15 protein-coding genes are annotated in these 15,362 nt (G+C 71.4%); 10 read left to right on the top strand and 5 right to left on the bottom strand.

All coding sequences use genetic code 11. From position 1 onward, the window contains the following. Positions 1–17: 17 nt before the first annotated feature. Complete coding sequence (locus KJS59_RS06490) at positions 18–455, bottom strand: Fur family transcriptional regulator (protein WP_213451392.1); 438 nt, start codon at positions 453–455, stop codon at positions 18–20. A 268-nt stretch (positions 456–723) separates the two neighbouring features. On the opposite strand from KJS59_RS06490, the gene KJS59_RS06485 reads away from it, so the two are divergent. From KJS59_RS06485 to KJS59_RS06460, 6 genes are read left to right on the top strand one after another with little or no spacing between them, the layout of a single operon-like run. Continuing rightward, complete coding sequence (locus KJS59_RS06485; RefSeq protein WP_213451391.1) at positions 724–1,887, top strand: WxL protein peptidoglycan domain-containing protein; 1,164 nt, start codon at positions 724–726, stop codon at positions 1,885–1,887. Positions 1,888–1,901: 14 nt separating this feature from the next. Beyond that, on the top strand, positions 1,902–3,482 hold the full coding sequence (locus KJS59_RS06480; protein WP_213451390.1) for a TIGR03773 family transporter-associated surface protein: 1,581 nt from the start codon (positions 1,902–1,904) through the stop codon (positions 3,480–3,482). Between the two features lie 2 nt (positions 3,483–3,484). Next, entirely contained in the window at positions 3,485–5,086 is a 1,602-nt protein-coding gene (locus tag KJS59_RS06475; RefSeq protein ID WP_213451389.1) for an anchored repeat ABC transporter, substrate-binding protein, read from the top strand. Beyond that, on the top strand, positions 5,083–6,045 hold the full coding sequence (locus KJS59_RS06470) for a choice-of-anchor M domain-containing protein (protein WP_213451388.1): 963 nt from the start codon (positions 5,083–5,085) through the stop codon (positions 6,043–6,045). The genes KJS59_RS06475 and KJS59_RS06470 overlap by 4 nt, the downstream gene beginning before the upstream one ends. 26 nt (positions 6,046–6,071) lie before the next feature. After that, positions 6,072–6,785, top strand: coding sequence for an anchored repeat-type ABC transporter ATP-binding subunit (locus KJS59_RS06465; protein WP_376771132.1), 714 nt, complete (start codon positions 6,072–6,074; stop codon positions 6,783–6,785). Further along, a complete protein-coding gene (locus KJS59_RS06460) occupies positions 6,785–7,702 on the top strand; it encodes an anchored repeat-type ABC transporter permease subunit (protein ID WP_213451386.1) in 918 nt (305 codons plus the stop codon). The genes KJS59_RS06465 and KJS59_RS06460 overlap by 1 nt, the downstream gene beginning before the upstream one ends. Before the next feature lie 256 nt (positions 7,703–7,958). Here KJS59_RS06460 and KJS59_RS06455 read toward each other — a convergent pair whose 3' ends face one another. Next, positions 7,959–9,419, bottom strand: a complete 1,461-nt coding sequence (locus KJS59_RS06455) for a choice-of-anchor M domain-containing protein (protein WP_213451385.1) — start codon at positions 9,417–9,419, stop codon at positions 7,959–7,961. A 252-nt stretch (positions 9,420–9,671) separates the two neighbouring features. On the opposite strand from KJS59_RS06455, the gene KJS59_RS06450 reads away from it, so the two are divergent. From KJS59_RS06450 to KJS59_RS06440, 3 genes are all read left to right on the top strand, one after another. Next, positions 9,672–10,325, top strand: a complete 654-nt coding sequence (locus KJS59_RS06450; RefSeq protein WP_213451384.1) for a choice-of-anchor M domain-containing protein — start codon at positions 9,672–9,674, stop codon at positions 10,323–10,325. Between the two features lie 45 nt (positions 10,326–10,370). Continuing rightward, on the top strand, positions 10,371–11,018 hold the full coding sequence (locus KJS59_RS06445; RefSeq protein WP_213451383.1) for a choice-of-anchor M domain-containing protein: 648 nt from the start codon (positions 10,371–10,373) through the stop codon (positions 11,016–11,018). 204 nt (positions 11,019–11,222) lie between these two features. Then, complete coding sequence (locus KJS59_RS06440; RefSeq protein WP_376771131.1) at positions 11,223–11,735, top strand: hypothetical protein; 513 nt, start codon at positions 11,223–11,225, stop codon at positions 11,733–11,735. A 65-nt stretch (positions 11,736–11,800) separates the two neighbouring features. Here the strand turns inward: KJS59_RS06440 and KJS59_RS06435 are convergent, their stop codons facing one another. After that, positions 11,801–12,280 carry a hypothetical protein gene (locus KJS59_RS06435; protein WP_213451382.1) on the bottom strand — a complete coding sequence of 160 codons (480 nt, stop codon included), beginning with the start codon at positions 12,278–12,280 and terminating at the stop codon, positions 11,801–11,803. Positions 12,281–12,743: 463 nt separating this feature from the next. After that, positions 12,744–13,484 (bottom strand): class I SAM-dependent methyltransferase, encoded by a 741-nt coding sequence (locus tag KJS59_RS06430; protein WP_213451381.1) that lies wholly within the window; start codon positions 13,482–13,484, stop codon positions 12,744–12,746. A gap of 55 nt (positions 13,485–13,539) precedes the next feature. On the opposite strand from KJS59_RS06430, the gene KJS59_RS06425 reads away from it, so the two are divergent. Continuing rightward, a complete protein-coding gene (locus KJS59_RS06425; protein ID WP_213451380.1) occupies positions 13,540–14,187 on the top strand; it encodes a winged helix-turn-helix transcriptional regulator in 648 nt (215 codons plus the stop codon). A 272-nt stretch (positions 14,188–14,459) separates the two neighbouring features. On the opposite strand, the gene KJS59_RS06420 is transcribed toward KJS59_RS06425, so the two are convergent. Next, complete coding sequence (locus KJS59_RS06420) at positions 14,460–15,308, bottom strand: fumarylacetoacetate hydrolase family protein (RefSeq protein WP_213451379.1); 849 nt, start codon at positions 15,306–15,308, stop codon at positions 14,460–14,462. Between the last annotated feature and the right edge of the window lie 54 nt (positions 15,309–15,362).

Genomic DNA, 15,362 nt, shown 5'->3' with positions numbered 1-15,362 from the left:
CGTGTGCCCGCCGCGGGTCAGCGGGCACACGCCGCACAGGTACCGAAGATCTCCAGGGTGTGCTGGACGTCGGTGAACCCGTGCCGGGCGGCCATCTCGTCGGCCCACCGCTCGACCGCCGGCCCGGCTATCTCCACCGTCCGGCCGCACTGGCGGCAGACCAGATGGTGGTGGTGCCGGCTCTGGCCGCACCGGCGGAACAGTTGTTCGCCCCCGGGCAGTCGGGTCGAGTCGACCTCCCCCGCGTCCACGAGCAGTTGCAGGGTCCGGTAGACCGTGGTCAGGCCCACCCGGGCTTCGCGGGCCACCAGCATCTGGTGCAACTGCTGCGCGGTCAGGAAGCCCTCCACCTCGCGCAGCAGCGCCAGCACCTCGGCCCGCTGCCGGGTATTGCGAGGCGCGTTCGGTATCGCCTGGGTCACCTTACCGCTGCCTCCCCTCGTCTGCGCCACCATCCATGATGCGGTCAGGATCGCCGGTCAGCGCTCCTCGCGGAAGTCGACGTGCCGGCGCACGACCGGATCCTACTTGGGCGGCACCGGGCGCTCGGGGTTGCTCCGGCGGTTCTTGCGGGTGACGTTGGTGTAGCCGGTCCCGACGGTGCCGCTCAGCTTGATCCCATCGGTCACTTTACAACGAAAACCGTTTCCAACAAGATGGGAGGGTGAGTAGCCCCGAACCGACAACCACCAGCCGGCCCACCGACGGTGCGGCCGCCGGCTGATGCGTTCACCCATCGCCATCGCCGTCGGCGTCATCGTGCTCGGCCTGACCCCGTTGGCACCCGCTCGCGGACCGGCACGGGCGCCGGACCCCGCCCCGCGGCCCTCCGTCACCTGGGGAGTGAGCCCGTCGAGCCCGAAGGGGCCCAACGGGCGCACGATGTTCGCGTACAAGCTCGACCCCGGCGCCAACCTGACCGACTACGTCGCCGTCACGAACCACTCCGCCCGCCCGGTCACCCTGACCGTCTACGCGAGCGACGCGGTCACCACGCCACAGGGCGGCTTCGACCTGCTACCCGCGGCGCGGCCCCCGGTCGACGTGGGTTCCTGGGTGAGCCTCACCGCCCGGACGCTGACCATCCCGTCAACGTCGCGAGTGGACGTGCCGTTCACCGTCACCGTGCCGGACAACGCCACCCCGGGCGACCACGTCGGCGGTATCGTGGCGTCCCTCGCGGCCACGACGACCGACGCGCAGGGCAACCGGGTGGCGGTCGACCACCGGGTCGGCACCCGCATCTACCTTCGGGTCACCGGCGAACTCCGGCCGGCGCTGGCCCTGGAAGACGTGCGGATACAGCACCACGGTTCGCTCAACCCGTTCGGCGGCGGCGACGTGACAGCGACGGCCACCGTTCGCAACACGGGTAACGTCCGGCTCGGGGGCCGACCGGTGACGGATGTCGCCGGGCCGCTCGGCCTAGGCGCCCGGACCGCGTCCGGCGCGGCACTACCGGAGATCCTGCCCGGGGGCGCGATCCGGACCACCGTTCAGCTCACCGGAGCGCCTCCGCTGTTCCGGCTGGCCGTCACCACCACGGTCACCCCGGCAGCCGTCGACGGGCAGGTGCTCGACCCCACCCCGGAAACCGCGTCCCACCGGGTCACCGTCTGGGCCGTGCCGTGGTCCCAACTGCTGCTGGTGGTTCTGGTCGCCGGTGCCGTCTGGGCGTTCGTGGCGGTCCGTCGCCACCGGCGGCGGCGGGCGGCCAGGGCCATGGAGCGGGCCATCGCCGCCGCGCGCGACGAGGGTCGAGCCGAGGCCGCCGCGACGGCGGCACCGGACGCGCCGCCCGTGGGCCTCGGCGCGACCCGCGCAGGGCCCCCGCGAAGCGGAACCACCAGCACGCCACCGGCGCCGACCGACGACGAATTCAAGTAAGGGGAACGATAACGATGGGAACGGCACGCGTACGCGCCGTCGCGACGGGATTTGTCGCGGCCCTGTTGGCACTGGCCGCCGGTGTCGCGCCGGCGGACGCCGCCACGGTGCCGGTCGACGCCGCCGGCGCGGACCTGGTGTCCCTGTCCGTTGTGGACGGGACGCTGTCGCTGCGCATCCGCGACGCCGGGCAGGCGGTCCGGCAGGCGGCCGGGCGTGACCCGGCGGGCGTGACACTGGGTCCGGAGGGCGGGCTGGCCGTGCGGGTACCGCGGAACAACGCGTTCGCGTTCCTCGGCGCCCCCGGCACGGCGGTCTGGTCGCTCACACCCGGCGATGCCGGCCTGCCCGCGCTCGACACCACGGGGGTCGGGCGCGGGGTGGCCCGGCAGGATGCGGTAAGGCTGTCGCTGTCAGCGGCGGAGGGCCCCGGGAACTTCACCGCCTACACCCTGTCCGGGCTGGGCACGCCCAGCCCGCTGCTCAGCGGGACCACACGGGAGACCACCCTGCCGGCCGCGACCCGCACCCCTGTGGTGTGGGCGTTCGACACGGCCGGGGACTACCGGCTGACCCTCACCGCGTCGGCGGCGCTGGCCACCGGTCGGACCGTCACCACCGAGGCGACGTACCGGATCAGCGTTCCGCCCATCCAGCCTGGACCGGACGCACCGCCACCCGCCCCGGCCGCGGCGGCCAAGACGCCCCCGCCCCCGCTGGCGGCCGCCAAGGCGGCCTCGGACGCCGCACCGGCCACGCCCACGGCGGCGTCCCCGCCCGCGATGCCCGCGGCCGCGAAAGCAGCCGCTGCCGCAACGGCAACCGGCGGCGCCCGGCGCGTGATCTCCGATGGGCACGTCGACATGGGACCGCAGCTGTCCGGCACCGACTGGACGATCCGCCTGCGGGACGACACGGGCAGCCCTCCGGTCTGGCGGGAGCTCGCCGACGTCGTCCTTCAGGTGAAGGACAACGCCAAGACGACGGTGCCGGCCGGGGCGGACTTCCTCGGCCGGCCGGGCGAGACGATCTGGTTGCTGCCGCAGGCCCAGCAGAGCGGAATCGTCTGGCCGGGCTGGAACACCCAGCACGAGTCGGTCGTCAACGGCACCCGGGGCACCGTGACCTGGACTCTCGACGGCGTCGACGGTCCGGGCCGCTTCACGCTGTTCCTGACCGGATCGTTCGGCAACGCCAACGTCCTGTTCGACTCGGCCAAGAGCCTGCCGCAGCGGCTGACCATCCCGCCGAACACGCACGCCCACGGCAACTGGGCGTTCGGTAAACCCGGCCTGTACCGGCTCGCCGTGCGGATGAGCGCCACGACCACCGCCGGCCGGACGGTCACCGACAGCAGGACGCTGACCGTCGCGGTGGGCGACAGCACCAACCCGAACACCGGTTTCGGCGGCGGATCCGGCAGCGGCGGTGGCGGCAAGACCGGCAACGGCGAATCCGGCGGTGGCGGCCGGTTGCCCCGCACCGGAGAGTCCTGGGTCATTCCCGTCGTGGCCGGCGGGGTGCTGCTCGTGCTGATCGGGGCGCTGCTGCGGGTCACCGCTCGCCGCCGCGGCGCGACGGAACCGACCCGCTAGCCATGCGGGCGAGGAGCACGGCCGGCCCGTGGCGGCGGCTTCTGGTGTTGCCGCTGCTCATCGGAGCACTGGCCGGTTGCCGCACCGGGGTGGCGTTGAGCGCGCACGACCAGCGGGTCCAGGTCATCACGACCACGGGGATCCTGCGGGACCTGGCGAGCCGGGTCGGCGGCGACCGGGTCCGGGTCAGCTCGCTGGTGCCGGACGGGGCCGATCCGCACAGCTACGAGCCGTCGCTGCGGGACGTGCGCAACGTCGTGTACGCCGACGTCGCGTTCAGCAATTACCTGCTGCTGGAGGAGCAGGCCGTCATCAAGGCGCTGGACGCGAACCTGCGCCAGGACGTCCCCAACATCTCGCTGGCCGAGGGGGCGGTGAAGTACGCCGCGGACATCATCCCACTGGTCGAGGACGCGTCCCTGGACACCATCTGGCTGGGCATGCGAATCCGTGGCACCGGGGCGGCGCGCGGCGCCAACCGCTCGTCCGACGTGCTGCTCAGCGCCACCGGCGTGCAGGGGCCGGGCAGCCTGGTCGCCTACCTCACGGAGTCGTTCGGCAATCCGTCGTTCTATGTGGACTCCACCGACGGCTTCGACCCCGCAAACGGCTACCGGGACGACACCGCCCGCCTGCCACCGGACGCGCACACCCACATGAGCTGGGCGTTCACCGAGCCGGGCAGCTACAAGCTGACGATGCGGGCGCACCTCGCGGTCGACCCACAGGCGGCCCCGGTACCGCTCGGCGAGCAGACATTCACCTTCGCGGTCGGGGTGGATCCGCACTCGGTGCCGGGCATGTCCGGCGCGGCGGTGCTGAACTCCGGCCACGCCGACCTCACCGCGGACCTCGACGAGGGGCGGCTCTACCTGTTCGCCGATCCGGAGGGCGGCGGCGAGGCCGGGCAGCGGGTGTACGACCCGGACCACACGGTGATCGAGGTCCCGAACAAGGCGCTGCTGGAGGTGCCCGGCGACCGCCGGTTCCGGTTCCTCGGCCGGCCCGGCACCCGGGTGTACCAACTGCCGCAGGCCGTGCTGGGCAGGCACGTGCACGGCGAGATCGACCCGCACCTGTGGCAGAACGTCCGCAACGCGATCGCGTACGTGGAGTTGATCCGGGACACGCTGGTCGGGGTGGACCCGCCAGGCGCGGCGACGTACCGGGCCAACGCCACCGCCTACATCGCCGAACTCGATCGGCTGGACGGCTACGTCCGGGACCTGGTCGCCCAGATCCCGCCGTCGCGGCGGCACCTGGTCACCACGCACGACGCGTTCGGCTACCTGGGCCATGCGTACGGAATTCAGATCTCCGGCTTCGTCACCCCGAACCCGGCCACGGAGCCCAGCCTGGCCGACCGACGCCGGCTCACCGAGACGATCCGCAACCTCGACATTCCCGCCGTGTTCCTGGAACCGAACCTGGCCGCCCGCTCCGCCACCCTCACCGAGGTGGCCCGGGAGGAGCGGCTGCGGGTCTGCCCGATATACGGCGACACCTTCGACAAGCACGTCACCACCTATGTGGACATGATGCGGTTCAACGCCCGGTCACTGCGCGATTGCCTGACCGAGGCCGACCAGGGGAGAAACCAATGAGTAGGAGCGCCCGAAGCGTGCCGGCGATCGGCCGGTGGGCGGTTGTGGGGGTGGTGGCCCTGGTCGCGGTGGTGGCGGCGCAGGCGCCCGCGGCGGCCCGGCAGCCGACACCGACCCCGGGCCAGACCATCGCGGCGGACCAGCCCATCGCCACCGGCCGGGTGGTGCTCGACGTCGGACACGTGGACATCGGACCGCGCTATGTGGACGACCGGTGGACGTTGCTCGTCCACGATGGCACGCGGGCCAAGCCGGTGTGGCGCAGCCCCGACGACACCGTGCTACGCGTCTCCGACGCCGCGCTACAGGCGGTTCCCGACGACCCCGCGTACGCCTTCCTCGGCGTCGACGCGGGCAAGCAGGTCCACGTCGTGCCACAGGTGCAGAACCAGGACGTGGTCTGGCTCGGCTGGAACACGCAGGACCCGCAGGTGATGGAGAGCATCCAGCGCGGTGCCACGCTGAGCCTGCTCGGGGTGCGCGGGCCGGGCACGCTGACCATGTTCCTCCAGGCGGGTAACTTCGCGGCGCCGCAGGTGTTGTGGCGTTCCGCCGAGCCGGCGGCCCAGCCGTTCTGGGTCGAGGTCAACACCCACACCCACGCCAACTGGGTCTTCTCCGAGCCCGGCGTCTACCTGGTCACGGTGCGGGTGTCCGCGGACCTGATCAGCGGCGAGGCGGTCTCCGCCACCCGGACGCTGCGCTTCGCGGTCGGCGATGCCACCGGCACGGACGAAGCCTTCGCGGCCACCGTGGACAACCGGGACGCGCCGGCGGGCGAGGCGGCGACGGGCGCGGTCGGCGACGCCGGCCCCTCACCGTTCCCGATGGCCGTCGTGCTGACGGGTGCCGCGCTCCTGCTTACCGCCGTCCTGGTCCTGCTCCTGCTGCGGGGACGCCAAGCGAAGCGCCGTGCCGAGCGGGAGCGCAGCGCGTCGCCGTTGGAGGGCCACCCGTGAGGGCGCTGGACATCGAGCACCTGGACGTGGACCTCGGCGGCCGGCCGGTGCTGCGCGACGTGCGGCTGCACCTCGACCGGGGTGAGCTGGTGGGGCTGCTCGGGCCCAACGGGGCCGGGAAGACCACCCTGCTGCGCGCCGTCCTGGCGCTCGTTCGTACCCGGAATGGCCGGGTGCTGGTGGAGGGCAGGCCGGCCCGGCCCGGACGTTCGGCGATCGGGTACGTGCCGCAGCGCCACGAGTTCGCCTGGGATTTTCCCATCTCGGTGGAGCACGTCGTGCTGAGCGGCCGGACCGGTCGCCTCGGGCTGCTGCGCCGTCCCGGTGTGGCCGACTGGCGGGCGGTGGGCGACGCGCTCGACCGGGTGCAGCTGTCCGGGCTGCGCCGCCGACCGGTCGCCGAACTCTCCGGGGGGCAACGCCAACGCGTCCTGGTCGCGCGGGCGCTCGCGTTGGCACCGAGCATCCTGCTGCTCGACGAGCCGTTCACCGGACTGGACATGCCCACCCAGGAACTGCTGGGCGAGCTGTTCGCCAGCCTCGCCCGGGAGGGCCGCGCGGTGCTGATGACCACCCACGACCTGGTTGCCGCGGTGGAATCCTGCACCCGGCTGGTCCTGCTCAACGGCCGGGTCATCGCCGACGGGCGCCCGGACGAGCTGCACGACGTCGAGGTGTGGATGCGCACCTTCGGGGTCAGCGAAACCTCCCCGCTCCTCAAACTCGTCAAGGCAGGCTAGTGTCCATCACCGATTTCCTCACCGACCTGGTCAACCCCGACCTCGCGTTCCTGCCCAAGGCGCTGGCCGTCGCGGTCATGTCCAGCATCGTCTGCGGCGTGGTCGGCTGTTACGTCGTCCTGCGCGGCATGGCCTTCATCGGCGACGCCGTCGCGCACGCCGTCTTCCCCGGCCTGGCCATCGCCTTCGTCCTACAGGGCAGCCTGGTACTCGGCGGCGCCGTCGCCGGGGTCGCCACCGCCCTGCTGATCGCGATCTTCTCGCAGAACCGCCGGGTCAGGGAGGACTCCCTGATCGGCGTCTTCCTGGTCGCCGCGTTCGCCCTCGGCATCGTGATCATCTCGCAGGCACCCGGCTACGCGGGCTCGCTGCAACAGTTCCTGTTCGGCTCGATCACCGGCATCCCGGACCGCGACCTCGTCCTGGTGGGATTCACCGGCCTGGTCATCCTCGGGCTGCTGCTCGCGCTGCACAAGGAGTTCGTCGCGGTCTGCCTGGACCGGGAGATGGCCCGCTCGATGGGCCTGCCGGTGTTCTGGCTCGACATCGTGCTCTACGTGCTGGTGACCCTGGCCGTGGTGATCTCCCTACAGACCATCGGCAACGTCCTCGTCCTGGCCCTGCTGATCACCCCGGCGGCGGCGGCCCGGCTGCTCACCGACCGGCTTGGCGTGATGATGCTGCTCGCCCCGGCGATCGGCGGCACGTCCGCGTTCGTCGGGCTGTACCTGTCGTGGAGCTACGACACACCGGTCGGCGGCATCATCGTCCTGGTCGCCACCGCCGTGTTCCTCATCGCCTGGCTGTTCGCCCCGCGCCATGGACTGCTCGCCAAACGCCGCACGCGACTCCGGCAACCTCCCGCCGAGCCGGACCCGGTCACCGGCCCGGCGGTCGCGGCCGGGAACGCTCACTGACCGTCGCGTGTGCCGAAGGCGAACGGACGGGCCGTGTGGTCAGCGTCCGCGCCGGCGACCGGACCCTCCCGCGCCGCTGCCGGCGGGCGTTCTCCGTCGGGCACGTGCTACGCCAACCGCCCGGCCTCGACGGCGAACTGTCTTGCACCTCAGGGTCTCCTCATCGGGTTCTCGGCTTCGCCGTCGGAAACACGCACGGCGTCGTCCCGGCGGCTGCGATCCGCGTCCGAGCCGCCGGGACGACGCAAGGGGGGGGTTAGATGGCGGTCAGGGTCAGCATCGCGGTGTACTGGCCCGCACCGGTGTCGGTGGGCAGTTCCAGGGTCAGCCCGGCACCGAGCCGGGCCGTGCCCCGCCCGACACCGACCGGGGCGGAACCGAGCAGGCTGCTGGCGGCCAGGCCGTTGCCGGCGGCGAAGCCGGGCGCAACCGCCGGACCCGCCAGCACACCCTGGCCGTCCGCCTGGGTCAGCACGGTGGGCGCCCAGCCGAGATACTTGCCGCCCACCCGGGCCGCCCCGGAGACGAAGTCGCTCAGCTGGCCGGCGACGTTCCAGCCGGGCGCGCCCGGCCGGGTGTCGGTCACGGTGACCGGACGCAGGTCACCGCTGCTCTCCCAACGATCACCAGCGGAGGACAGCACCGCCGCCGGCAACATCACCGTCCGGTTGTCCGGGTCCACGCTGACCACCAGCGCCCCCTGCGTGCCGTCGACGGTAACCGTGATCCTTTGCGACGGTGCGGGCGAGCCGGCGTCGTCGACGTGCAGCGTCACCGGTGTGCTCTGCGCCACGGCGACCTCACCGTCGCCGTACAGCCGGACGACGTACTGGCAGTCGTTCAGCCGGGACGTGGCGGTAAACGAGTAGGTCGCCGAGGTCTCGCCCGGTATCGCGGTGAACTCCCCCGTACCCGGGCACTTGCTGAACCAGCGGTACCGGTTCAGCTCACCGGCCGGGGTCTGGACCGCGATCAGCGTCACCGTCGCCCCCGGCGCGTACGCCGGCTGGAGGCCCTGGATCGACAACTGCACCGGTGGGTCGGGATCCGGCAGGTCACCCACCTCGAACCGGTAGGGCACCGGGCCGGTGGAGAGCTGCCGCCCGTCGGCGAGCGTGGCGTCCGCGCGGAACGTCAACGTGTAGCTGCCCAGCGCCCCGAACACCCAGTTGGCGTGGGCGTGCGTGCCGACCGGCACGTCGAGCGTGTCCGGCAGCCCGTCGTCGCTGCGGAACCTCATCAGCGGCTGCCCCACCGGATCGGTCATGAACACCGAGACCGCCCCCGGTCCGGAGACGTCCACCAGGCTCAGGCGGACCTTCTCGCCCTTGAACACTCCGGACGGCAGCGTGGTGGTGTTCCATCCCGGCCACAGCAGGTCCGGATCCTGCGTCATCGGCAGCAGCCACACCGTCGAGCCGGCCGGCCCGAGAAACGCGTACTCCGACATGTCCGGCACCTGGGCCGCGGCCTGCGGCAGGACCTGGAACACCACATCCCGGGGATTTCGGCTGACCGATGGCTGCCCGGTGTCGTCGTGCACCTTCAACACCAGCTCGCCGTCCGCATAGTGCACATCGACCGCGTCGACGTGACCGGTGGAGAGCACCACGCTCTCCTGGGCCGACGCGGGACCGGAGACAGCCATCACCAGGCTGCCGACGAGCACCGAGAGCGTGCCAGCGGCGGCAAGGCGGCTCCGTCTTCTCGCCTTCATTCCCCTCCCTCCAGATTCTTTGAAATGAAAACCGATGTCATATTGCCGGAAGTTAGCACACCCCCGACGCCATGTCGAGATGGTCAGACCCGACCACACCGGCAGCCTTGCATTCCACATAGGACAGCACTTGCTCGGCCGGGCCGGGCCACCCTGGCACCGCCAGGTGGGTCGACCATTGACAGTCAACTGAGAACGGTTATCGTTTTCAACTACCTGCGGCGCGGTGCCGCGGGTGTGAGGAGGGGTCGCATGCGAGCCAGGACTTCGACACTGACCGCCGTCGTGGCGGCGATGACCGCCGGGATGCTGGCCTGGGGCGCACCCGCCCAGGCCGGCACCGTGGTGCTGTCCCGAGGGCACGTCGACACGGTCGACGTCGCCTTCGAAAACGGCGCACTCGAGATCTCGGTCCACGACGAGACCGCCGACCCGGACGTGGAACGCGACCCGGCCGACGTGGTGTTCGTCGTCAAGCCCGAGGCTGCCGTGACCGTGCCGAACGACCCGAGGTACCGGTTCCTCGGTGCCCCCGGCGCCACCGTCCACATCCTCCCCGAGGTCCAGGACGAGAACCTGTTGTGGGCGGGCCTTGCCACCGAGGAGTTGGAATCGGGCGTCTTCGCCGGGGACAGTGTCCAGATCAGGGTCACCCGGGTGCTCGGTCCGGGCGGGTTCAGCCTGTTCACCACCGGCCCGACCGGCGCGCCGACCGTGCTCGTCAACAGCGAAGACGGCCTACCCGACGCGATCACCAGGCCGGTGGGCAGCCACATGCACCTCAACTGGGCGTTCGAGAAGGCCGGCACCTACCGCATCAAGGTCGAGGTCACCGGGATCCTGGCCACCACCGGCAAGCGGGTGACCTCGGCGCCGGCCTGGCTCACCTTCCAGGTCCGGTGCTGACGCCCCCTGACCCGGCTTCCGCTCGGTAGAACGGAGAAATCAACCATGCGGATCAGCAAGCGGCTGTTCGCGGTCACCGCCGCCGTCACCGCCACCGTCATCGGCCTCGCCGCCGCACCGGCGTCCGCCGCCACCATCCAGGCGGGCCACGTCGACATCCTCGACATCGACTACGCCAGCGGCGCGCTCACCCTCGACATCAAGACGTACAACCCCGCCAACGACGACCTCTCCCCCGCGGGCACGATCCTGCGGCTCCTGCCAAGCTCCGCCATCACGGTCCCCAGCGGATCCGCCTGGACCTGCCTCGGCACGGCCGGTTCCACCGTCTACGTCGGCCCGCAGGCCGAGGACACCAACCTGCTGTGGGCCGGCTGGAACACCGAGGACGTGCCCGCGGCCCAGGGACCGATCAAAATGGAACTGGTCAGCGTCTCCTCCGTCCCCGCCGGTGGCCGGCTCACCCTCTACACCACCAACGCCCTGGGTGTACCCACCTACCGGCTCAACTCCAACACCGCCGCCGGCTGCCCGATCTCCACCTGGCCCGGCAACATCAGCGCCGGCACGCACGCCCACGGCAACTGGGCGTTCTCGGCACTCGGCACCTACACCCTCGTGTTCAGGGCCACCGCCCAGGGCGGCGCCGGGGTCGCCAGCCCCGCCGTGAGCTACACCGTCCAGGTCGGCTAACAACCGTCATCACACCACGGCCCCCGACCACAAGCCGGTCGGGGGCCGTTACGGTGGTGGCCGCCGCGACGTGGACCGGTACATCGGTCAGCCGCTGGCTCGGTTCTGGGGGTGGGTGGAACGGTCATCGGCCGGCACTACGACCTTCGTCAGGGGTCACCCCGCCGAGTGGCGCCACCCGCCGGCGAACCGGCCGGTAGGGTGTTGTCGCCCCGCCAGCTGGCCGACCTGGTGGCGGGGCATGCGGTCCGGGACCGCCTGTTCGCAGCCCTGTTGCTGGCCGAGGCCGGCATGCTCGACACCGCCGACAAGTCCGGCCTCGCCGACTTCCGCGCCGCTGTCCGGGACGCGTCGCAGGCCACCACCGGCAGCAGGTGGCAGATCTCCGATGTGGAGGCCGCCGGCCACCGCCTGGCCGCCGAAGTCGAGATCCTCTGCGCCTACCCCGCGAACCCCGCCGCGCTCGACCTGGTCGAAGAGGCCATCCTCGTCTGGGACGAACTGTCCGGACATCTCCGCGACGCGTACCACATCACCCGTACCGAGCCGGAGGAGATCGCTGAGCCGCTCGTGGGCGCACACCGTGACCTGTGCGAACGCCTCAACCTCGACCCGGACGAGATCGCGGAGCGGCTGAACCGACTCGTCGAATGCTGCCCATACGACACCGTGGACGTTGATATGTACGCCGACCTCCTCGGCGAGCACACGGACTGATCACTTCGCCCGCCCGCTGGTAGCCGTTCCGCTAGCGGAACCGGAACGGGGGCAGCCCGGCCCCGTTACGGCTCGCGCAGCTCCAATCGCGGGAACAGCGCCGGCGGCTTCTCGACCCTGGTGCCCTGGATGCCGTCCAGCCAGGACGCCGCCGGGGGTACGGAGCCGGCGGACGAGCCGAGCGCTGCGAGAACGGCCGCGCCCGGGCCGGGCAGGAACGGCAAGACGAGCGCGCCGAGCTGGCGAACGGCCGCCACCAGGTGATGCAGCGTCGTGTCCAATGTGGCCGACGCCGCGTCGTCGCCCCCCTCGGCGGCCTTCGCCAGCTTCCACGGCGCACGCTCGTCCACGTAGGCGTTGCTCCGCCGCACCAGGTCCCAGATGCGGGTCAGCGCCTGCTTGAAGATCCGGTACCTCCGGGGGCGGAAGACGCCGAACACCGCCTCGCGTCGCATCTCGATGAGAACGGCGTGTCGCTCGCGCTCGCCGACCGGGAACTCGAAACGCCGGGCCCGGCTGAGGCCGAACATCAAGAAACGTCGCATCGTGGTAACCCCGTCCACCGCGACGCGCAGTGGCCCCCAGGCCTCGCTGAAGTGAACGTGACACGGTGACGCTCCCGCTCACCCACATCGAAGCCGAACTGCATGATGCTCCCCCTCGGTCGGGCAGCCCCGCACCCGCGCGACCGTGGCGGGCGCGTTCAGATGACGAACTCCTCATCATCGTAAGAGTTGTTCCACGTGGCCGGCTGCCGGCGGAGCCAGCAGCCGGCGGTCGCCGCCGCGGGCAAAGGTCCCCACAGCGGGAACGGCACAGCAGTACCAGCTTAAAGTCGCCTGTCATGGCAGTCCCGCCTGGGCCACTGGCGTCGTCACGGCAGCTCGGCACGAAGCCGAATGATCAAAGATAGTCGATATCAACCGATTCCGGCCGGCTTGAATGTGGGCCTGCCGACCACCAGTCGCGACGGTCTCCGCCGTGGCGGAGACATCGACCAACGCCGGATCAGCGGGTCGCGGTCACGAGGCACATCCGGCGTGGCCCCGACCCGCAGTGGTCCACGGTGAAGCCAGCGGCGACCAGCTGGCCGGCCACCCATTCCGGTGCGATCCGTAGCTTCTGGTAGGAGCTGGCGGACAGCGTCCAGTCGCCACCTGGGGCGGTCCGCCGGTGTAGCACGTCGTGCACGGTGACGGTGTCCGGCGCGTACTCCAGGAAGCAGGTGAGGATGCGGTCGGCGGCCGACCGGACGAGGATGAACCGGTCACTGCCGGCGACCGGGCGAGCCAGGTCCCGGAAGGTGAGTACCAGCCGGCCACCGGGCGCCAGCGCCGTGTGCAGGTCACTGAAGAGGCGGCCGATCTCGGCCGGGTCCGGCAGGTGGGTGAGCGTGTCGCCCATGCACACGGCCAGCTCCATCGAGCCCGGCTCGATGCCGGCCACCGCTGCCCGGAGGTCGTCATGCATCGGTCGGATGGCGGGCCAGTCCGTAGCGTGCGCGTCCAGCTCGGCCAGCAGCGAGGCACTGGCGTCCACCGCCAGGATGGTGCGGTAGCCCAGGCTGGCCAGTGCGACGGACTGGAAACCGGATCCGCAGCCCAGGTCGAGAGCGGTTCCGGCGTCCGCCGGCCCGGTCACGTCGACCTGCCGGAACAGCTCCACCTGCTCCCGGACCAGGTCCTCATAGGAGGCGCCGAACATCCAGGTGTAGTGCGGGGCGAGGAACTCGTCGTAGTGCCGGCTCACCGGGTCTCCCTGTCGTCATTGTCCGGGCCACCAGGCTAGGTGGCAGAATGCCAGAGTGGTGGTACAAAAACTGGACCGGCTGGCGGAGTACTGCCCGGTCACCGCGGCCGTGGCCGCCGTCGGCGACCGCTGGACGTTGCTGATCGTCCGGGAGTTGCTGCTCGGCTCGCACCGATTCAACGACATCCACCGTGGCCTTCCGCAGCTCAGCCGCACCCTGTTGGCAGGCCGACTGCGCCGGATGCGGGCCACCGGGCTGGTCGACTCGTACCCGCCGGGCGGGTACGAGTTGACCGCGGCGGGCCAGGCGCTGGCGCCCTTGGTCTGGCAGCTCGGAGACTGGGCCCGGCAGTGGTTGTTCGGTCACCCCGATCCGGCTCAGCTCGACGCGGGCTGGCTGCTATGGCGGTTGCGGCAGATCGTCCGGCACGACCGGCTGCCGCCGGGCCGAACGGTGCTGGAGTTCCAGTTCACCGACGATCCGCAGGGCACCGGATGGCTGGTGGCCCGGCCCGGCGACGTGACGGCATGCTGCCGGCCGCCGGGCTTCGATGTAGACCTGTGGGTAAATACCGACCGACCCGCGCTCGCACAGGTCGTGGTCGGTCGCACCCGGTTGCCGTCGCCGCAGGTGCGGGTGCACGGTCCGCTCGCCGCCGACTTCCCAAACTGGTTCTCCGCCGGGTCACGGCCGCAGACCTGACCGTCGCGCGACCCGGCGGTGACCGGCCGGGACCCCGGGATTCGCGGGCCCCGGCCGGGGCGTGAGGTATTCGACTCACCGGCGTGCGGGCCGGCCGGGTCAATAGCCCGGTCGGTCACGGCCGAGCCCTGCGTCCCGGGCGCGGACAATGGCTTCGGCGCGGATGGCGGCCTGCAGTTTGGTGAAGATGGTGGAGATGTGGTTTCCGACGGGCTTGCCGGCGAGACCGAGGCGGTGACCCGGTCGCACCGTCCCCGCCCGAAGCGGACCCGTCAAGCCCCGACGAACTCGTTCCTGATCATGCCGAGCCCCTCCACCTCGCACTCCACGACGTCGCCGGGGGCCAGGAAGCGCGGCGGCCGGAAGCCGAGGCCGACGCCCGGCGGCGTCCCGGTGAGGATCACGTCGCCGGGCTCCAGGGTGATGGTCGCGGACAGGAAGGCGATCAGCCGCGGGATCGTGAAGATCATCTGGGCGGTGGTCGAATCCTGCCGCACCTCGCCGTTCACCCGCGAGGAGATGCGCAGGGCGCCCGGCTCCGGGACCTCGTCGGCGGTGGTGACGCACGGCCCGACCGGGCAGAACGTGTCGGCGCTCTTCGATCGGGAGAACTGGGCGTCGGTGCGCTGCCAGTCCCGCGCCGACACGTCGTTGGCCACCGCGTAGCCGAAGACGTGCGCGTACGCGTCGGCCTCGGCCACCCGCCGCGCGCGCCGGCCGATCACCACGGCGAGTTCCGCCTCGTAGTCCGCCTGCTGCGTCACGTCGCCGCCGATCACCACCCGACCGTACGGGTCGTTCAGCGAGTTGGTGTACTTCGCGAAGACCACCGGGCGTTCCGGCGGGGTCGCCCCGGTCTCCCGGGCGTGATCGGCGTAGTTCAGGCCGATGGCGAGCATCTTCGCGGGGCGCACCACCGGGCACCTCAGGGTGAGATCATCCGCCTCGATGGTGCTGAGCCCGCCCTGGGCGACCCGGTCGGTCACCGAGCCCAGGTCGGTGATCAGGCTCGGCAGATCGGGGTAGTCGAGGCCGACCGCCGACAGGGGCGCCCACGATCGCGGCGCCACCTCGACGGCGAACTCGGTCCGGCCACCGACAGCTATCCGACCAATGCGCACGATGTTCCCTTTCCCTCACTCGACTTGACGACCCGGCAGATCGGCGCGGCGTCG

Source organism: Rhizomonospora bruguierae, from assembly GCF_018397995.1.
GTDB classification, from domain to species: domain Bacteria; phylum Actinomycetota; class Actinomycetes; order Mycobacteriales; family Micromonosporaceae; genus Rhizomonospora; species Rhizomonospora bruguierae.
The sequence above is the reverse complement of the archived record's forward strand: the minus strand, read 5'-3'. Positions and strand labels throughout refer to the sequence as shown.